This is a genomic window from Neisseria lactamica, assembly GCF_901482445.1.
Taxonomy (GTDB): Bacteria; Pseudomonadota; Gammaproteobacteria; order Burkholderiales; family Neisseriaceae; genus Neisseria; species Neisseria lactamica.
Genome location: NZ_LR590477.1, coordinates 50,455 through 68,668 on the forward strand (window position 1 = coordinate 50,455; position 18,214 = coordinate 68,668).

Annotated in this window: 15 protein-coding genes and 4 pseudogenes; 6 read left to right on the top strand and 13 right to left on the bottom strand. The window is 53.1% G+C overall.

Annotated elements, in window-relative coordinates:
* Positions 1–70 precede the first annotated feature (70 nt).
* Positions 71–2,455, bottom strand: a complete 2,385-nt coding sequence (ppsA, locus tag FGL10_RS00265) for a phosphoenolpyruvate synthase (RefSeq protein WP_003710443.1) — start codon at positions 2,453–2,455, stop codon at positions 71–73.
* A gap of 411 nt (positions 2,456–2,866) precedes the next feature.
* On the opposite strand from ppsA, the gene ppsR reads away from it, so the two are divergent.
* Positions 2,867–3,688: a posphoenolpyruvate synthetase regulatory kinase/phosphorylase PpsR gene (ppsR, locus tag FGL10_RS00275; protein ID WP_003710439.1), complete on the top strand. Its 822-nt coding sequence runs from the start codon at positions 2,867–2,869 to the stop codon at positions 3,686–3,688.
* A 244-nt stretch (positions 3,689–3,932) separates the two neighbouring features.
* On the opposite strand, the gene FGL10_RS00285 is transcribed toward ppsR, so the two are convergent.
* Genes FGL10_RS00285 through FGL10_RS00295 form a run of 3 tightly spaced genes read right to left on the bottom strand, consistent with a single transcriptional unit; the run spans position 3,933 to position 6,469 of the window.
* Positions 3,933–4,589: an HAD family hydrolase gene (locus FGL10_RS00285; RefSeq protein ID WP_003710435.1), complete on the bottom strand. Its 657-nt coding sequence runs from the start codon at positions 4,587–4,589 to the stop codon at positions 3,933–3,935.
* On the bottom strand, positions 4,586–5,596 hold the full coding sequence (locus tag FGL10_RS00290) for a cation diffusion facilitator family transporter (RefSeq protein ID WP_003710434.1): 1,011 nt from the start codon (positions 5,594–5,596) through the stop codon (positions 4,586–4,588). Before FGL10_RS00290 ends, FGL10_RS00285 begins: the two co-directional genes overlap by 4 nt.
* 45 nt (positions 5,597–5,641) lie before the next feature.
* Positions 5,642–6,469: a ferritin-like domain-containing protein gene (locus FGL10_RS00295; protein ID WP_003710433.1), complete on the bottom strand. Its 828-nt coding sequence runs from the start codon at positions 6,467–6,469 to the stop codon at positions 5,642–5,644.
* Positions 6,470–6,900: 431 nt separating this feature from the next.
* Here FGL10_RS00295 and lolA point away from each other — a divergent pair, with 431 nt between their 5' ends.
* From lolA to FGL10_RS00330, 4 genes and pseudogenes are all read left to right on the top strand, one after another.
* Positions 6,901–7,524, top strand: a complete 624-nt coding sequence (gene lolA, locus FGL10_RS00310) for an outer membrane lipoprotein periplasmic chaperone LolA (protein WP_003709748.1) — start codon at positions 6,901–6,903, stop codon at positions 7,522–7,524.
* A 274-nt stretch (positions 7,525–7,798) separates the two neighbouring features.
* Entirely contained in the window at positions 7,799–8,938 is a 1,140-nt protein-coding gene (locus tag FGL10_RS00320; RefSeq protein WP_003709746.1) for a polyamine ABC transporter substrate-binding protein, read from the top strand.
* 135 nt (positions 8,939–9,073) lie between these two features.
* Positions 9,074–10,162, top strand: coding sequence for a glycosyltransferase (locus FGL10_RS00325; RefSeq protein ID WP_003709743.1), 1,089 nt, complete (start codon positions 9,074–9,076; stop codon positions 10,160–10,162).
* A gap of 40 nt (positions 10,163–10,202) precedes the next feature.
* Positions 10,203–10,740: pseudogene (locus FGL10_RS00330) on the top strand (gamma carbonic anhydrase family protein).
* A 171-nt stretch (positions 10,741–10,911) separates the two neighbouring features.
* Here FGL10_RS00330 and FGL10_RS12400 read toward each other — a convergent pair.
* A pseudogene (locus FGL10_RS12400) lies at positions 10,912–11,097 on the bottom strand (gamma carbonic anhydrase family protein); the annotation flags it as partial.
* A gap of 40 nt (positions 11,098–11,137) precedes the next feature.
* Positions 11,138–11,263, bottom strand: a pseudogene (locus tag FGL10_RS00340) (sugar transferase); the annotation flags it as partial.
* Here FGL10_RS00340 and FGL10_RS00345 point away from each other — a divergent pair.
* Positions 11,257–11,448: pseudogene (locus FGL10_RS00345) on the top strand (IS3 family transposase); the annotation flags it as partial. The pseudogenes FGL10_RS00340 and FGL10_RS00345 overlap by 7 nt on opposite strands.
* Before the next feature lie 24 nt (positions 11,449–11,472).
* Here FGL10_RS00345 and copM read toward each other — a convergent pair.
* From copM to pta, 7 genes are all read right to left on the bottom strand, one after another.
* Entirely contained in the window at positions 11,473–11,856 is a 384-nt protein-coding gene (copM, locus tag FGL10_RS00350; RefSeq protein WP_003709737.1) for a CopM family metallochaperone, read from the bottom strand.
* A gap of 241 nt (positions 11,857–12,097) precedes the next feature.
* Positions 12,098–13,693, bottom strand: coding sequence for a peptide chain release factor 3 (locus FGL10_RS00355; protein WP_003709735.1), 1,596 nt, complete (start codon positions 13,691–13,693; stop codon positions 12,098–12,100).
* A 106-nt stretch (positions 13,694–13,799) separates the two neighbouring features.
* The gene (gene hisI, locus FGL10_RS00360) at positions 13,800–14,195 is read right to left on the bottom strand and encodes a phosphoribosyl-AMP cyclohydrolase (RefSeq protein WP_003709732.1); all 396 of its coding nucleotides are present in this window, start codon (positions 14,193–14,195) and stop codon (positions 13,800–13,802) included.
* A gap of 29 nt (positions 14,196–14,224) precedes the next feature.
* Positions 14,225–14,992, bottom strand: a complete 768-nt coding sequence (gene hisF, locus FGL10_RS00365) for an imidazole glycerol phosphate synthase subunit HisF (RefSeq protein WP_002222827.1) — start codon at positions 14,990–14,992, stop codon at positions 14,225–14,227.
* 12 nt (positions 14,993–15,004) lie between these two features.
* Complete coding sequence (gene hisA, locus FGL10_RS00370) at positions 15,005–15,742, bottom strand: 1-(5-phosphoribosyl)-5-[(5-phosphoribosylamino)methylideneamino]imidazole-4-carboxamide isomerase (protein WP_003709729.1); 738 nt, start codon at positions 15,740–15,742, stop codon at positions 15,005–15,007.
* A gap of 32 nt (positions 15,743–15,774) precedes the next feature.
* On the bottom strand, positions 15,775–16,413 hold the full coding sequence (hisH, locus tag FGL10_RS00375; protein ID WP_003709727.1) for an imidazole glycerol phosphate synthase subunit HisH: 639 nt from the start codon (positions 16,411–16,413) through the stop codon (positions 15,775–15,777).
* 130 nt (positions 16,414–16,543) lie between these two features.
* Positions 16,544–18,046, bottom strand: a complete 1,503-nt coding sequence (pta, locus tag FGL10_RS00380; RefSeq protein ID WP_003709725.1) for a phosphate acetyltransferase — start codon at positions 18,044–18,046, stop codon at positions 16,544–16,546.
* Positions 18,047–18,214: the final 168 nt, after the last annotated feature.

The window sequence follows — 18,214 nt, forward strand, 5'->3', positions numbered from 1 at the left end:
TATATCGCTTGAGTAAAGTCGTTTGGAAAAATACCCCCGAGCTTTTCAGGCTCGGGGGTATGGGCATTGATTATTTGTTTAATTCATTCGCCAAATACAGCCAGGTTTCGATGACGGTATCCGGGTTCAGAGACACGCTTTCGATGCCTTCCTCAACCAGCCATTTGGCGAAGTCCGGATGGTCTGACGGACCTTGACCGCAGATGCCGACATATTTGTTTTGCTTGCGGCAGGCGGAAATTGCCAAATGCAGCATCACTTTGACGGCAGGGTTGCGTTCGTCAAACGATTCGGACACTAAGCCGCTGTCACGGTCGAGGCCGAGGGTCAGCTGGGTCATATCGTTAGAGCCGATGGAGAAGCCGTCGAAGTATTGCAGGAATTGTTCCGCCAATACGGCGTTGCTCGGCAGCTCGCACATCATGATCAGGCGTAAGCCGTTTTCGCCACGTTCCAAACCATTTTCTTTCAGGGCTTTAACAACGGCTTCGGCTTCGCTCAAAGTGCGGACGAACGGAATCATAATTTCAACGTTAGTCAGCCCCATTTCGTCACGAACGCGTTTCAAGGCTTTGCACTCGAGTGCGAAGCAGTCTTTGAAACTTTCGGCGACATAACGCGCTGCACCCCGGAAGCCCAACATCGGGTTTTCTTCGTGCGGTTCGTAGATGCTGCCGCCCACCAAGTTGGCGTATTCGTTGGATTTGAAGTCGGACATACGGACGATGGTTTTACGCGGATAAACCGATGCGGCCAATGTCGCCACGCCTTCGGCGATTTTATCGACGTAGAAGTCGACAGGGGACGCGTAACCGGTGATACGGCGGGTAATTTCCGCTTTTAATTCGTCGTCTTGTTTGTCAAATTCCAACAAGGCTTTCGGGTGGATGCCGATTTGGCGGTTGATGATAAATTCCATACGCGCCAAGCCGATGCCTTCGCTGGGCAGGTTGGCGAAGCTGAATGCGAGTTCGGGATTGCCGACGTTCATCATGACTTTTACAGGTGCTTTAGGCATATTGTCCAAAGCAACATCGGTAATTTGTACGTCCAACAGACCGGCATAGATGAAGCCGGTATCGCCTTCAGCACAGGATACGGTAACTTCTTGACCGTTGCTCAGCAATTCGGTCGCATTGCCGCAGCCGACAACGGCAGGAATACCCAGTTCGCGCGCGATAATCGCCGCGTGGCAGGTGCGTCCGCCCCGGTTGGTAACGATGGCGGAAGCCCGTTTCATCACGGGTTCCCAATCCGGATCGGTCATATCGGTAACCAGTACGTCGCCGGCTTCGACGGAATCCATCTCGGAAGCATCTTTAATCAGGCGTACTTTGCCCTGTCCGACTTTCTGACCGATGGCGCGGCCTTCGCACAAGACGTTTTTTTCGCCGTTGATAGAAAAGCGGCGCAGGTTGCGGCTGCCTTCTTCCTGGGATTTGACGGTTTCGGGACGGGCTTGCAGGATGTAGAGTTTGCCGTCCAAGCCGTCGCGTCCCCATTCGATGTCCATCGGGCGGCCGTAGTGTTTTTCGATGGTCAGCGCGTAGTGTGCCAACTCGGTGATTTCTTCGTCGGTAATGGAGAAGCGGTTGCGGTCTTCCTCGGGGATATCGACGTTGGTTACGGATTTACCGGCTTCCGCTTTGTCGGTAAAAATCATTTTGATGTGTTTCGAACCCATGGTTTTACGCAGGATGGCGGGCTTGCCTGCTTTCAGCGTGGGTTTGAACACATAGAATTCGTCGGGGTTGACCGCGCCTTGTACGACGTTTTCGCCCAAGCCGTAGGATGAAGTGACAAAGACGACTTGGTCGTAACCGGATTCGGTATCGAGGGTGAACATCACGCCGGACGCGCCGCTGTCGGAACGCACCATACGCTGCACGCCTGCGGAAAGGGCGACGATGTCGTGTTCGAAGCCTTTGTGGACGCGGTAAGAAATGGCGCGGTCGTTGTACAGGGAGGCGAATACATGGCGCATCGCTTCTTTAACGTTTTCCAAGCCGTTGATATTCAGGAAGGTTTCCTGTTGTCCGGCGAATGATGCGTCCGGCAGGTCTTCGGCGGTTGCGGAAGAGCGTACGGCAACGGAAATGTCCGCACCGCCGGCATCGGCAACCATTTTGTTCCATGCCGCTTCGATTTCGGCATCGAGCTGTTCGGGGAAGGGAGTGTCCAAAATCCATTGGCGGATTTCTTTGCCGACACGCGCCAGTTCGGCAACGTCTTCGACATCCAATTTTGCCAGTGCGGCGGAAATGCGTTCGCTCAGACCGTTGTGTGCGAGGAATGCGCGGTAGGCATCGGCCGTGGTGGCAAAACCGCCGGGGACGCGCACGCCTTTTTCGGTCAGCTGACTGATCATTTCGCCCAGCGAGGCGTTTTTACCGCCCACGCGTTCAACATCTGTCATACGCAGGTTTTCAAACCAGATTACATAGTTGTCGGCCATTTGTGTGTCCAATCCAAAATATGTTAAAAAAGAAACAAATCCGCGTCCTTATTTTAAGCGATTCGTTCCGCCGCTGTCACGTTTTTATCTGTCCGGACAATCGCGGCACCGTCTGAAAAATGGCGGGTTCGGGCTGTGTAGCGGTTTGAAATCGATGGGCGGCATATTGTTTTTTTCAGGTATTTCCTTTATAAAACAGATGGTTTTGAATAGGTTAATGTTTTGTGCCGTATTTTTCCGGTTTCTTTTTTTGGAATTTTATTTTAAAGAAATATAGTTTTTCGGTAATTTATTTTAAAATATGATTTGTTTTTTTTGGGGTGTAATCCGAGGTAGGGGCGGCGGGGTGCTTCCCCCTTGTCTGCCGCTGCTGTTATGATGATATTTTTATCCTGTATTTAAGGAGGGGCGATGGGCAGTCCGCGCCAAGTGTTTTATATTTCCGACCGCACCGGCCTGACGGCCGAAAATATCGGCGAGGCTTTGTTGAACCAGTTTGGCAATGTGGCGTTCAAACGCCATACGCACCCGTTTGTCGATACACCGGACAAGGCGCGCGAGGTGGTGGAGAAGGTCAATCGGAGCCGGCAGGAAAACGGTCAGCGTCCGATTGCGTTTGTCAGCGTGGTCAACGATGAAATCCGTGAAATCATCAAGCAGGCAGACGCTTTCCATATCAATTTTTTTGAAACTTTCCTCGGGCTTTTGGAAAAGGAACTCAACACCGAGGCGGTTGCCGCTACGCAAGGACACCACAGTATCGGTAATACCCAACGTTACGATGCGCGTATGGAGGCGGTCAATTTTTCGCTCAACCACGACGACGGTGTCAGCGATAAAAACCTTCAGGAAGCGGATGTAATCTTGATGGGTGTATCGCGTTCGGGCAAAACGCCGACCTGCCTTTATCTGGCGTTGCAATACGGCATCCGCGCCGCCAACTATCCGCTGATTCCCGACGATTTGGAATCCGTCGATCTGCCGCGTATGGTCAAACCGTACAAAGACAAGCTGTTCGGACTTACCATCCAGCCGGAGCGTTTGCAGGCCATCCGTCAGGAACGCCGCCCGAATTCGGCTTATGCGCGTATCGATACCTGCCGCAGCGAGGTGGCGGACGCGCAGAATATGTTCAGACGGCACGGGATTCCGTTTGCGAATACGACCGATAAATCGGTGGAGGAGCTTGCCGTGCACATCCTTCAGGCGTGCAAGTTGAAGCGCAGGTTTTGACGGGCTTTGATTCGGTTTGAAGGTGGAAATGCCGTCTGCAATCAGGTTTCAGACGGCAGTTTTATGTTTGTGGGGCGGATATTTTTCAGGGCTGTATAGTGGATTAACAAAAACCAGTACGGCGTTGCCTCGCCTTAGCTCAAAGAGAACGATTCTCTAAGGTGCTGAAGCACCAAGTGAATCGTTTCCGTACTATTTGTACTGTCTGCGGCTTCGTCGCCTTGCCCTGATTTTTGTTAATCTACTATATTTTGTCCAGACATTCGAGCAGATCGAACGGCGTGCGGATGTGGAAATCCGCCTGCCAAGAGTCGGTATCGTCTTCATCGGAAATATAACCCCATTCGGCAAGGACGGTCGTCATACCGGCGTTGCGCCCGGCTTGGATGTCGCGTTCGGCATCGCCGACGTAGACAGTGTGTTGCGGCTCGGCGTGGATTTGTCCGCACGCATACAGCATAGGTTTGACGCTTGGTTTGGGTTCGCCGCAGGTGTCGCCGCTGACGACGACGGCGGGCGGAACGGCAAAGCCGAGTTTGGGAACGAGTTTGTCGGTAAAGCGGGCGGGTTTGTTGGTGATGATGCCCCATTTGATGCCGCGCCTGCCGAGTTCGGCGATGAGTTCGTCCACGCCGTCGAAGAGGGCGGTGTCTTGGGCGTAGCGGCGGTCGTATTCGTCGAGGTATTCGGTGCGCCACCGGGCGTAGTCGGGGTGGTCGGGCGTGATGCCTGCGCCGAGTTTGAGCAGTCCTGCCGCGCCGTGTCCGGCATACGGGCGGATTTCCGCGATGCTTTTTTCGGGCAGGTTGTGGCGGCGCAACACGGCGTTGAGCGCGCTGCCGAGGTCCGGGGCGGTGTCGGCGAGCGTGCCGTCGAGGTCGAACAATACGGCTTGTATCATAAGGCTTCCTTTGGTTTTCCGATGGGTTTGCCTGCAAGGCTTTGGGTTTGACGGCGGCAATGGTGCGCGCCGCCGGTTTTGTTGGCGCACAAGACGCTGTCGGGATGCGGGTGGTGTTCGCTTTCGATTTGGATGGTGCAGTGTCCGATGTTTTTGTGGGACAAACCGTGTTCGATGCGGTAGGCGATTTGTTCGGATTCGGCAACGGTTATGCTGCCGTCCACGACGATGTGGCAGGATAGGGCGTTGATATTGCTTGTAATCGTCCAGACGTGTAAGTCGTGGACGGATTTTACGCCTTCGGTGTTGCGGATAACGTCGAGCAGGTCGTCGGTGCGGATGTTTTCGGGTGTGCCCTCCATCAGGATGTGCAGCGTTTGTTTGAGCAGGCTCCGGCCGCTTCGTCCGACCAGCGCGGCAACGAACATACTGACGAGCGGATCCGCCCATTTCCAGCCGAACGCCATCATAAGTACGGCGGCGGCAACCGCGCCGACCGAGCCGAGAAGGTCGCTTAAAACGTGCAGATACGCGCCGCGCATATTGACGTTGGCTTCGGTGTCGCTGTTTTTCAGCATATAAACCGCCACGCCGATGTTGACCAGCAGTCCGATAATGCTGATGACGAGCATCCCCGGCGTGGCGATTTCGGGCGGATAAAGCAGGCGTTTGACGGCTTCGTAGAAAATCATTACGGCGATGACCACCAGCGACAAGCCGTTGAACATGGCGGTGAGGATTTCAAAACGTTTGTAGCCGAAGGTCTTTTGCAGCGTGGTTTCTTTTTCGCCGAGTTTGAACGCCCACAATGCCGCGCCCAAGGAAAACGCGTCGCCGAACATATGCCCAGCGTCGGAAAGCAGTGCGAGCGAGTGGGTCAGCCGGCCGCCGGCCGCCTCCAGCAGCATAAAGGCGGCGATGATGATGAACGACACGCGCAATACTTTTTTGTTGGCGGTATGCGTGTGGGCGTGTGCGTGATGATGGTGTTCGTGATGGTGAGACATAACGTTCCTCAACAGAGGCCGTCTGAAAATCCGGCTTCAGGGTTTTCAGACGACCTTTTTGCCTTGTTTCAAACCCTGCTCGAAATCTTCCAGCATATCCAGCTCGAAGCGGCTGAAGCCCGCTTTTTCCCGCGCTTCGATGTTCACATAGCCGCGGAAGATAAACATATCGTAACGGGCAATCAGACTGCGGAACAGGGCAATCGGTTCCAAACCGCGTTCGCGGCAAAGGTGTTGATACCACCGGTTGCCGATGGCGACATGGCCCACTTCGTCGCGGTAAATAATGTCCAACACGCCGCAGGTTTCCGAATCGCCGCGCTGCGCCACCTTCGCGCGTATGCCGGGCGTAACGTCCAGCCCGCGCGCTTCCAATACGCGCGGCACTAAAGCCATACGCAACAAAGGATCGTAGGCGGTTTTGTATGCCATATCCCATAAATGATTGTGTGCTTCAAAATCGCCGTAATCGAAGCCGAAAGCGCGCAGCCTTTCGCGCATCAGGCGGAAATGGTACACCTCTTCCTTCGCCACTTTCACCCAGTCGCGGACAAACTGAAACGGCAGCGTGCGGAAACGGTATGCCGCGTCCAAAGCCAGATTGACGGCATTGAACTCGATATGCGCAATCGCGTGCAGCATCGCCGCATAGCCTTCGGTTGTGTTCATTTTGCGCGGGGTCAGTTGTGATGGCGCGACCAAAACCGGCTTGTCCGGCTGTCCCGCGCGGGGGAAATCCAGCGGCGGCGCGTTTGTTTCAGCCCCGTCCATGTTTTGAACGGCGGCAAACGCCTCATCCGTCAGCCGTCCTTTTTCATCGGGGTCGCCCGAAAGCAGGGCGCGTTCCAGCAAAGCATAAATATCGGGTTTCATCTCAAGTCCGCCGTGTTCGGAAAACAAATATTATAGCGTTTTAAAAAAACAAGATGAGGCATATAATCTCCGCGATTCGGCATTCCGCGCCCAAACCGTCAAATATAGTGGATTATAACAAAAACCAGTACGGCGTTGCCTCGCCTTAGCTCAAAGAGAACGATTCTCTAAGGTGCTGAAGCACCAAGTGAATCGGTTCCGTACTATTTGTACTGTCTGCGGCTTCGTCGCCTTGTCCTGATTTTTGTTCATCCACTATAACGCGGCACACATTAAAGGGCAGCGTGGCGCGCCTGCCTTTTCCGAGCGGTCAAAAAAATCAGCCCTCGGAAAACGCGGTTTGCAAAATACAAACCGCCCGTAACGCCGCCCATATGATTGTTTTGCCGCGCCGATACTTTACGCCACACCCATCCCGACAAGGAAAAATAATGATGAAACCGCACAACCTGTTCCAATTCCTCGCCGTTTGCTCCCTGACCGTCGCCGTCGCTTCCGCACAGGCGGGCGCGGTGGACGCGCTCAAGCAATTCAACAACGATGCCGACGGTATCAGCGGCAGCTTCACCCAAACCGTCCAAAGCAAAAAGAAAACCCAAACCGCGCACGGCACGTTCAAAATCCTGCGCCCGGGCCTCTTCAAATGGGAATACACTTCGCCCTACAAACAGACTATTGTCGGCGACGGTCAAACCGTTTGGCTCTACGATGTCGATTTGGCACAAGTGACCAAGTCGTCCCAAGACCAGGCCATAGGCGGCAGCCCCGCCGCCATCCTGTCGAACAAAACCGCCCTCGAAAGCAGCTACACGCTGAAAGAGGACGGTTCGTCCAACGGCATCGATTATGTGCTGGCAACGCCCAAACGCAACAACGCCGGCTACCAATACATCCGCATCGGCTTCAAAGGCGGCAACCTCGCCGCCATGCAGCTTAAAGACAGCTTCGGCAACCAAACCTCCATCAGTTTCGGCGGTTTGAATACCGATCCCCAACTCTCGCGCGGCGCGTTCAAGTTTACCCCGCCCAAAGGCGTGGACGTGTTGAGCAACTGATTTGCCGTTTTGAAAAATGCCGTCTGAACGCCGCCGAGGCTTCAGACGGCATTTTTACGCAGGCGGAACAATGTCCCGCATTACCGCCCGATCGGGCACCGGAACGGCAAACCCGTGAAAATTAACGGTTGCGCCCCGGCTGTTTTTGCCGTTTAATGCAAACCTTGCTGCACCAAGGGCCAAGAAAGCCGACCGGCCGCCCCCACAGCTTCCGATGCAGGCGGCCCGGCCGTCCCTGCAATGTTTTTTATTTTTGAACGAAAGGTCGAAAACCATGAAAAAAACACTGGTGGCGGCGGCAATCCTGAGCCTCGCCTTGACTGCGTGCGGCGGCGGAAGCGATACCGCCGCCCAAACCCCCTCCGCCAAGCCCGAAGCCGGACAATCGGGCAAACTCAATATCTACAACTGGTCGGATTATGTCGATCCCGAAACCGTCGCCGCCTTTGAAAAAGAAACCGGCATCAAGACGCGTTCCGATTATTACGACAGCAACGAAACACTGGAGGCAAAAGTCCTGACCGGCAAATCCGGCTACGACCTGACCGCGCCGTCCATCGCCAACGTCGGCCGGCAAATCAAAGCGGGCGCGTATCAGAAAATCGACAAGGCGCAAATCCCCCATTACGGCAACATCGATAAAGATTTGCTGAAAATGATGGAAGCCGTCGATCCGGGCAACGAATACGCCGTCCCCTATTTCTGGGGCATCAACACTTTGGCAATCAACACGCGGCAGGTGCAAAAGGCATTGGGTACGGACAAGCTGCCCGAAAACGAATGGGATTTGGTGTTCAAACCCGAATACACCGCCAAACTCAAATCCTGCGGCATCAGCTATTTCGACAGCGCAATCGAACAGATTCCTTTGGCGTTGCACTATTTGGGCAAAGACCCCAACAGTGAGAATCCCGAAGACATCAAAGCCGCCGTCGATATGATGAAAGCCGTCCGGGGCGACGTGAAACGCTTCAGCTCTTCCGGCTATATCGACGATATGGCGGCGGGCAACCTGTGTGCCGCCATCGGTTACGGCGGCGATTTGAACATTGCCAAAACCCGTGCCGAAGAAGCCGCAAACGGCGTGGAAATCAAAGTATTGACCCCGAAAACCGGCGTGGGCGTGTGGGTGGATTCCTTTATGATTCCGCGCGACGCGCAAAACGTTGCCAACGCCCACCGCTATATCGACTACACGCTCCGGCCCGAGGTGGTGGCGAAAAACGGCAGCTTCGTTACCTACGCGCCCGCCAGCCGGCCCGCGCGTGATTTGATGGAAGCCAAATACACAAACGATCCATCGATTTTCCCGACCAAAGAACTGATGGAAAAAAGTTTCATCGTATCGCCCAAATCCGCAGAATCCGCCAAACTGGGCGTGAAGCTGTGGCAAGGGCTCAAAGCGGGCAAATAACCGGAATCCCTGCCGTCTGAAACCTTTCGGGCGGCAGGAAACGGCGCGTCCGTTATCAAACAGGGAGGGGGCGTTTCCCCGCCCGCCGGTTATGATTGGGTTAAGATTAAAATTATTTAGTAAAATGAGAAAGATATGGATTTAAGTATCGTAGTTCCCATTTATAATGTCGAGAGTTATTTGGAGGCGTGTTTAAGTTCCATAGAACCTATATTAAGTAATGAAAATGTCGAACTTATCCTTGTGAATGACGGGTCAAAAGACGGAAGTGAAGATATATGTTATGAATATATAGATAAAATATCAAACAACAAACAACAAACAACAAACAACAAACAACAAACAACAAACAACAAACAACAAACAACAAACAACAAACAACAAACAACAAACAACAAACAACAAACAACAAACAACAAACACCGGACACCAAATATCAAATATATATATCAGGATAACCAAGGGTTGTCGGAGGCGAGAAATACCGGAATAAAAAATTCAAACGGAAAATATATAGTCTTTATTGATTCGGATGATTTTATTAATTGTCAGGTCTTGCTGGATTTTCTTAGTAAAGATGATATTGATATGCCGGATGTGGTTTTTTTAAATGCGGTTAAATATGATAAGGGAAGTGTTTCATATTTTGGCGAAGATTATCAGCCTGAAAAAATACTCAATCAATCCAAAGTCGAAGTTTTGAAAGGATTATGCCGATTTAGAAAATTTCCGGGTTCGGCGTGGAATAAGATTATAAAAAGAGAATTGATCATCAAAGAAAAACTATTTTTTGAAAAGGGGATTTATTCTGAAGATATCGAATGGTCAATGAGGTTATTTAATGCGGCAACAACTTTTTCTTATTTGGACGGTTGTTATTACTATTATCGGCAGGGAAGAAAAGATTCTATTACGGGAACTGTTTCGGAAAAAAGTATAAAGTCATTATTATATATTTTGGAGAAAAATGCGGAAATGGAATTTGATAGGGATATATCAAGTTATCTTTATTCTTTTCTTTCCTACGAATATCTCGTTTTGCTTTTTATAATGACAAGTAAAAATATAGAGTGCGATGCTGGTATAAGAAGAAGGGCGTATCATTTAAGGTTTATGCTGTTAAAGTCTAATAAGTTGATATATAAGCTGATATTCCCGATAGTCACATTATTCGGAGTCGATATTACAGGCAGGATTTTAAAAGCAATCAGAGGGAATGTTTAATAAATCCTTTAACAATATATATCTTACCGAAGGAGGAAAAATGAACGCAATCCGAACTTTCCAAAACCGCACGCCCGAAATCCACGAAACCTGTATGATAGACGAAGCGTGCGTCGTCATCGGCGAAGTGTCGCTTGCCGAAGATGTTTCCGTGTGGCCGTGCGCCGTGTTGCGCGGCGATGTGAACAGCATCACCGTCGGTGCGCGCAGCAATATACAGGACGGCAGCGTCCTGCACGTTTCCCACAAAACCGCCGCCAAACCCGAAGGGTCGCCGCTGGTTATCGGCGAAGACGTTACCGTGGGGGCACAAAGTGATGCTGCACGGCTGCCGTATCGGCAACCGCGTCTTGGTCGGTATGGGCAGCACCGTTTTGGACGATGCCGTGATTGAGGACGAAGTGATGATCGGTGCGGGCAGCCTCGTTCCGCCACGCAAACACTTGGCAGGCGGCTACCTTTATATCGGTTCTCCGGTCAGACAGGTGCGCGTGCTGACCGATGAGGAAAAAGCCTTTTTGAAGTATTCCGCCGCGCATTATGTGAAACTGTCGAAACAGTACCGACAAGCGGAATAAGATTTCCGGGTTAAATAAACATGCCGTCTGAAATTTTGGGTTTCAGACGGCATGTTTGTTTTCTGTTACTTTACAGTTTCACCGAGTGCTCGCGTGTTTCGTGGAACACGATGTCCGCCGGCGTTCTTGCGTCAGATTCAGGTTGACGCGGTTAGGCGCGAAGTAGGCGAGGCCGTCCTGTATATTGCTGCGCGCACCGACGGTGATGCTGTTCACATCGCCGCGCAACACGGCGCACGGCCACACGGAAACATCTTCGGCAAGCGACACTTCGCCGATGACGACGCAGGCTTCGTCTATCATACAGGTTTCATGGATTTCGGGCGTGCGGTTTTGGAAAGTTCGGATTGCGTTCATTTTTCCTTCTTCGGTAAGGTATATATTGTTAAAGGATTTATTAAACATTCCCCCTGATTGCTTTTAAAATCCTGCCTGTAATATCGACCCCGAATAATGTGACTATCGGGAATATCAGCTTATATATCAACTTATTAGACCTTAACAGCATAAACCTTATTAGATAATAGTGCGATGGAAAGCTTCTTTGGACGATTAAAAATGGAATGTTATTACGGTAAATGATTTGAGACGTTCTAACAACTGGAAAAAACGATTCATGAGTACATTCATTATTACAACCATGAGCGCATTCAGGGGAAACTAAAAGGACTGAGCTCTGTGAATTACAGAACTCAGTCCTTGAACTAAATCAGTCTAACTTTTGGGGTCAGATCATTTTACGGAGCTTTTTTTGTTGTGTGCTTTAAGCCATTTTTGCATTTGTTCAATTTCCGCTTGTTGTGCGTTAATAATATCCTCAGCAAGCTTACGCATCTCAGGATCCTTTCCGTATTTTAATTCAACTTCCGCCATTTTTACTGCGCCAATATGGTGTGGCAGCATACCTGCTGCAAAAGCAACATCAGGATCTTTATATTGCGCAGCTGCCATCATGTCTTGATGCATTTGATTCATACCTTGCATTAATTCTTGTTGCATTGCAGAACCTGTCGACATTGGCATATTCATGTGTGCTTGATGCGGTTGTTCATTAGCGTGGGCATGAATTGAAACTGCAGCAGCACTAAGTGTGATAAAAGTCATAAGTTTTTTCATGTTTTTCGCCTATGTAATAGCTGAATAAGTACAAATTATAAACCTTGACCTAAGGTTAAAGTCAACATTTGTTCCGAAAATGTTTGGTGAGGTGCTAAAAGCTAAAATAAGACAATATTTGAGCTGCGTTACGGATTTATGTTGCTGCTGTGCCTGACCATTGGAAAGTTTGCTTGGGATTTATTGGGTTGATATCGAATGAAAAAAAGGCCGTCTGAATGTTTCAGACGACCTTTGTGTTTTACAGTTTAACCGAATGTTCGCGCGTTTCGTGGAACACGATGTCCGGCCAACGTTCTTGCGTGAGTCCCAAATTCACGCGGTTGGGGGCGAGGTAGGCGAGGTTGCCGCCCGCGTCGATGGCGAGATTGCCCGCGTTGGCTTTTTCAAACTCCGCCAGTTTTTTCTTGTCGTCGCACGATACCCAGCGCGCCGACCAGATGGATGCGCTGTCGAACACGGCTTCTACGCCGTATTCGTTGGCGAGGCGCGAGGTTACGACTTCAAACTGCAACACGCCGACCGCGCCCAAAATCAAATCCGCGCCGCTCATCGGTTTGAACACCTGTACCGCGCCTTCTTCGCCGAGCTGTTGCAAACCTTTTTGCAGTTGCTTGATTTTCAGAGGGTTTTTGATGCGGACACTGCGGAACAGTTCGGGCGCGAAGAAGGGGATGCCGGTAAACGCCAGTTGTTCGCCTTCGGAGAAGCTGTCGCCGATTTGGATGTTGCCGTGGTTCGGGATGCCGATGATGTCGCCGGCGTAGGCTTCTTCCACCAGCTCGCGGTCGTGCGACATAAAGGTTACCACGCTGGAGGCGGCGATTTCGCGGTTGATGCGAAGGTGTTTCATCTTCATACCGCGCTCGAATCTGCCGGAGCAGACGCGCAGGAAGGCGATGCGGTCGCGGTGTTTCGGGTCCATATTGGCTTGGATTTTGAAGATAAATCCGGAGAATTTCGGCTCGTCCGGTTCGACCATGCGCACGGTCGCGTCGCGCGGTTTCGGAGCGGACGCCCAGTCAATCAATGAATTGAGGATTTCCTGAATACCGAAGTTGTTAATCGCCGAACCGAAGAACACGGGCGTGAGTTCGCCGGCGAGGAATTCGTCAAGATTGAACTCGTTGGAAGCCGCCTGCACCAATTCGATTTCGTCGCGCAACTGTTGGATTTCCAACGGAAAGCGTTGTTCCAATTCGGGATTGTCGATGCCTTTGATGATGTCGAACTCGTGCGGCAGACGTTCGCCGCCCGCTTCAAAGAGATAGATTTCGTCGTTCAGGATGTGGTACACGCCCTTGAAGTTTTTGCCCATACCGATCGGCCAGGTAACGGGCGCGCAGCGGATTTTTAAAATGTTTTCCACTTCGTCCAAAAGTTCCAGGGAATCGCGCACTTCGCGGTCGTATTTGTTCATGAACGTAACAATCGGCGTATCGCGCAGGCGGCAGACGTTTAAGAGCTTGATGGTTTGTGCTTCCACGCCTTTTGCCGCGTCGATGACCATCAATGCGCTGTCGACGGCGGTTAAAACGCGGTAGGTATCTTCGGAGAAGTCTTGGTGTCCCGGCGTGTCCAAGAGGTTGACGGTGTGGTCTTTGTAGTCGAACTGCATTACGCTTGATGCCACGGAAATGCCGCGCTGCTTCTCGATTTCCATCCAGTCGGAAGTGGCGAATTTGCCGGTTTTCTTGCCTTTTACCGTACCCGCGCTCTGAATCGCGCCTGAAAACAGCAAGAGTTTTTCGGTCAGCGTGGTTTTACCCGCGTCAGGGTGGGAGATGATGGCAAACGTGCGGCGGCGGCGCACTTGGTCGAGGATTTCTTGGGACATGGTTTTCTTTGCAAAAAGGTTCAGGCCGCTTTTCAGACGGCCCGGACAGTGTTTGAGACGGCGAGATTGTACAAAAAAATGCCTGATAATTCAATGTTGGAGGGGGTCAGTGCGTGCTGCCGTAAATCTCTTTTTCGTCTTTCAGGACGGCATCGGCGGTTTCCCACGCGCCGCCGCGCCAGACTTTGTAAAAGCAGCTTTCGCGCCCGGTGTGGCAGGCGATGCCGCCGTTTTGGGCGATGAGCATCACAATGGCGTCGCCGTCGCAGTCGAGGCGCAGTTCGCGGATTTTTTGCGTGTGTCCCGACTCTTCGCCCTTCATCCATTGTTTTTGGCGCGAACGGCTGTAATAGTGGGCAAAGCCGGTTTCGACGGTTTTTTGCAGGGCTTCGGCGTTCATCCACGCCACCATTAAAACACGTTTGGTTTCGGCATCTTGGGCGATGGCGCAAACCAAACCTTTTTCGTCAAATTTGACGGCTTCAAGCAGGTTTTTATCCATATTTCCTTTCAGACGGCATAGTCGGGCGGTCAGAGGCGCACTTCGATGCCGGCTTCGCGCATAGCGCGTTTGGCTTCGCGGATGGCGATTTCCCCGAAATGGAAAATACCGGCGGCAAGTACGGCATCGGCTTTGCCTTCGGTTATGCCTTCAATCAGGTGCCGGACATTGCCGACCCCGCCGGAGGCGATGACGGGGATGTCGACGGCTTCGGCAACGGCGCGGGTCAGCGGCAGGTTGAAACCCTGTTTCGTACCGTCCCTGTCCATACCGGTGAGCAGGATTTCGCCCGCGCCGCGTTTTTGCATTTCGACCGCCCATTCCACCGCATCCAAACCGGTCGGATTGCGCCCGCCGTGGGTAAAGATTTCCCAGCGTGTGTTTTCGGGGTTGGCGGCTTTGGCATCGACGGCGGCGACGATGGCTTGCGAACCGAAAAATCCGGCGGCTTCGTCAATTAAATCGGGACGGGTAACGGCGGCGGTGTTGATGCTGACTTTGTCCGCGCCGGCATTGAGCAGGCGGCGGATGTCGGCAACGGTGCGTACGCCGCCGCCGACGGTCAGCGGGATGAAGACTTGTCCGGCAACCTCTTCGATGATGTGCAGGATGGTGTCGCGGTTGTCGGATGAGGCGGTGATGTCGAGGAAGGTCAATTCGTCCGCGCCTTCGCCGTTGTAGCGTTTGGCGGCTTCGACGGGGTCGCCCGCGTCGCGCAAACCGATGAAGTTCACGCCTTTGACGACGCGCCCGTCTTTTACGTCGAGACAGGGGATGATGCGTTTTGCCAGTGCCATAATCGGATGCCTTTAGTCGAGGGAATCTGCCAATTGTTGCGCTTGGGCAAAATCGATGCTGCCCTCGTAAATCGCGCGGCCGGTAATCGCACCTGCTACGCCACGTTTTTCGGCGGCACACAGGGCGCGGATGTCGTCCAAGCCGGTCAGTCCGCCGGAGGCGATGACGGGAATACGGACGGCTTGGGCGAGTTTGACCGTCGCGTCGATGTTCACGCCGCTCATCATACCGTCGCGCCCGATGTCGGTGTAGATGATGCTGTTGACACCGTCGTCTTCAAAGCGTTTTGCCAAATCAATTACATGATGCCCGGTTACGGTTGCCCAGCCGTCGATGGCGGCCATACCGTCTTTGGCATCCAGTCCGACGATAATCCTGCCGGGGAAGGCTTTGCACGCCTCGCGCACGAAGTCGGGGTTTTTGACTGCCGCCGTGCCGATAATCACGTCGTTCAGACCCAAATCCAAATATTGTCCGATGGTTTTCAAATCGCGTATGCCGCCGCCGAGCTGTACGGGGATGTCTTTGGCGACGGCGGCAAGGATGTCTTTGATGGCGGGCAGGTTTTGCGGAACGCCGGCAAACGCGCCGTTCAAATCTACCAGATGCAGGCGGCGCGCGCCTTGTTTGAACCAGTGCAGTGCGGTTTCGGCGGGCGAATCGGAAAAGACGGTCGCCTCTTCCATCAGTCCTTGTTTCAGGCGGACGCAGCGTCCTTCTTTCAAATCGATGGCGGGTATCAGCAGCATAATTTTTCTCCTTGTGCGGGGCCGTGTCCGGCTTACCAGTTTAAAAAGTTTTTCAACATCGTCAGCCCGGCATCGTGGCTTTTTTCGGTGTGAAATTGCGTGGCGAATACGTTGTCTTTGCCGACGATGCAGGCAAACGGGGACGGGTAGTCGCTTTCGCCCAATATGGTTTCGGGATTTTCGGGGGCGAAATAGTAGCTGTGGACGAAGTAAAAACGCGTGTCTTGGGGAATATCTTTAAACAGCGGGTGGTTTTGGGTTTGGCGCACGGTGTTCCAGCCCATATGCGGGACTTTCAGACGGCATCCCTGCCGGTCGCGGAGGTCGCGCCCAAAGCGTCTGACTTTGCCGCCGAACCAGCCCAAGCCGTCGGTGTTTCCTTCTTCGCTGTGGTCGAATAAGAGTTGCGCGCCGACGCAGATTCCGAAAAAGGGTTTGTTTTTTAAGGCATCTTTGACTGCCTCGTCCAAGCCGCCGCGTTTTAATGCCGCCATACAGTCGGGCATCGCGCCCTGCCCGGGAAAAATGACTTTGTCGGCGCGGGACACGCGGTCGGGGTCGCTGCTTAAAAAGATTTCGGCATTTTTTCCGGCAAGCTGCCCCGCCGTCCGGACGGATTTCAATACGGAATGCAGGTTGCCCATACCGTAATCGATAATGGCGGTTTGCATGGCTTCCTCCTCTTTTTTTGCAATATGGCTGCGATTTTAACAAACAAATGTGCCGGGCTGATAAAAATGCCGTCTGAAAACGGGAATCTGTCTTCAGACGGCATAGGGTTCAAACCCGGAAAGCCGTTTGTCAGCCTTCCATTTGTTTTGCCTGAACGGCAGTCAGGGCGATGGTGAACACGATGTCTTCCACCAGCGCGCCGCGCGACAGGTCGTTGACCGGTTTGCGCAGGCCTTGCAGCAGAGGGCCGACGCTCAAGACGTTGGCACTGCGTTGGACGGCTTTGTAGGTGCAGTTGCCGGTGTTCAGGTCGGGGAAGACCAAAACGGTTGCCTGTCCTGCCACCGGGCTGCCCGGGGCTTTCGATTTGCCCACGCCCGGCACGGTTGCCGCATCATATTGCAGCGGGCCGTCGATGGCGAGGTCGGGGCGTTTTTCCCGGGCAAGTTTGGTTGCTTCGATGACGGTATCGACATCGGGGCCGCTGCCGGAGTTGACGGTGGAGTAGGAAATCATCGCCACTTTCGGGTCGATGCCGAAGGCTTTTGCGGAATCGGCAGACTGGATGGCGATGTCGGCAAGCTGTTGCGCGGTCGGGTTCGGATTAACCGCGCAGTCGCCGAAGACGAGGACTTGGTTGGGCAGCAGCATAAAGAATACGCTGGACACGAGGCTTGCGCCCGGTGCGGTTTTAATCAGTTGCAAAGCGGGGCGGATGGTGTTGGCGGTGGTGTGAACCGCACCGGATACCAAACCGTCCGCATCGTTTTGCGCCATCATCATCGTACCGAGTACCACGGTGTCTTGCAGTTGCTTGTGCGCGTCTTCGGGTGTCAGGCCTTTGGATTTGCGCAGTTCGCACATCGGCTCGACGTATTGTTCGACCAATGAGGCGGGATCGATGATTTCCAAAGAGTCCGGCAGGCTGATGCCGCGTTCTTTGGCAACGGCTTCGACTTCTTCGCGTTTGGCAAGCAGGATGCAGCGGGCAATGCCTTTTTCGTGACAGATGGCGGCGGCTTGGACGGTGCGGGGTTCTGCGCCCTCAGGCAGGACGATGCGTTTGCCGGCTTGGCGGGCGAAGTCGATCAGGTTGTAGCGGAATTGCGCCGGCGACAGGCGTTTTGCTTCGCGGCCTGCCAATACGGATACGTCTTTCAGCGCGTCGCTCGAACCGAAGAAGGTCAGGCCGGTTTTTTCGGCTGCCGCTTCGGCAACGGAGGCTGCCGCGCCGTCCACGACAAAACCTTCCAATACGCCCGGCGCGGCGGCGAAGAACTGTTTGGCAAGGTTCAGCCGGTGCGCCAGTTCGTCTGCATCGGCATTGTCGGAACGGACGGCGAAGACGGCTGCCGCATCAAGGGACAATGCCAGTTCGACGTTTTTGCCTGCGAGGTAGATTTTGTCGGCATCGGGCGCGATGCCTTCGATGACGAGGTTGGCGGCATCGAGTGCGGCAACTTTGCCGACCAGTGCGTCGAACCAGTCGTCGCTTTTGCCTTGCGCGAGCAGGGTTTCGGCGGTTGCGTCAACGGCTTGGAAAATTTGTGCGTCCAGTGCTTTTGCAAAGGCTTGTGCGGCGGCGGAGGCGTTCAGTCCGGCAGATACGGGTACGATGAGTACTTTTGCCATAATATATCCTTTCGTATGCTGCGGTGTGCGGCATGTATGTTGGAAGTGTTGGGATTTGAGGGGAAATGTCGGGATAGGCTATTTCCCGTCCGGTTTGCGCAAACAGGTGTTTTCTGTTTTGGGGCGGCAGCCGGTTTTACGCTGCCGCGTGTTTTTATATTAACAAAT

Coding starts and splice junctions, on each gene's coding strand:
- ppsA (WP_003710443.1), bottom strand. CDS start 2,455: ATGGCCGACAACTATGTAATCTGGTTTGAAAACCTGCGTATGACAGAT.
- ppsR (WP_003710439.1), top strand. CDS start 2,867: ATGGGCAGTCCGCGCCAAGTGTTTTATATTTCCGACCGCACCGGCCTG.
- FGL10_RS00285 (WP_003710435.1), bottom strand. CDS start 4,589: ATGATACAAGCCGTATTGTTCGACCTCGACGGCACGCTCGCCGACACC.
- FGL10_RS00290 (WP_003710434.1), bottom strand. CDS start 5,596: ATGTCTCACCATCACGAACACCATCATCACGCACACGCCCACACGCAT.
- FGL10_RS00295 (WP_003710433.1), bottom strand. CDS start 6,469: ATGAAACCCGATATTTATGCTTTGCTGGAACGCGCCCTGCTTTCGGGC.
- lolA (WP_003709748.1), top strand. CDS start 6,901: ATGATGAAACCGCACAACCTGTTCCAATTCCTCGCCGTTTGCTCCCTG.
- FGL10_RS00320 (WP_003709746.1), top strand. CDS start 7,799: ATGAAAAAAACACTGGTGGCGGCGGCAATCCTGAGCCTCGCCTTGACT.
- FGL10_RS00325 (WP_003709743.1), top strand. CDS start 9,074: ATGGATTTAAGTATCGTAGTTCCCATTTATAATGTCGAGAGTTATTTG.
- copM (WP_003709737.1), bottom strand. CDS start 11,856: ATGAAAAAACTTATGACTTTTATCACACTTAGTGCTGCTGCAGTTTCA.
- FGL10_RS00355 (WP_003709735.1), bottom strand. CDS start 13,693: ATGTCCCAAGAAATCCTCGACCAAGTGCGCCGCCGCCGCACGTTTGCC.
- hisI (WP_003709732.1), bottom strand. CDS start 14,195: ATGGATAAAAACCTGCTTGAAGCCGTCAAATTTGACGAAAAAGGTTTG.
- hisF (WP_002222827.1), bottom strand. CDS start 14,992: ATGGCACTGGCAAAACGCATCATCCCCTGTCTCGACGTAAAAGACGGG.
- hisA (WP_003709729.1), bottom strand. CDS start 15,742: ATGCTGCTGATACCCGCCATCGATTTGAAAGAAGGACGCTGCGTCCGC.
- hisH (WP_003709727.1), bottom strand. CDS start 16,413: ATGCAAACCGCCATTATCGATTACGGTATGGGCAACCTGCATTCCGTA.
- pta (WP_003709725.1), bottom strand. CDS start 18,046: ATGGCAAAAGTACTCATCGTACCCGTATCTGCCGGACTGAACGCCTCC.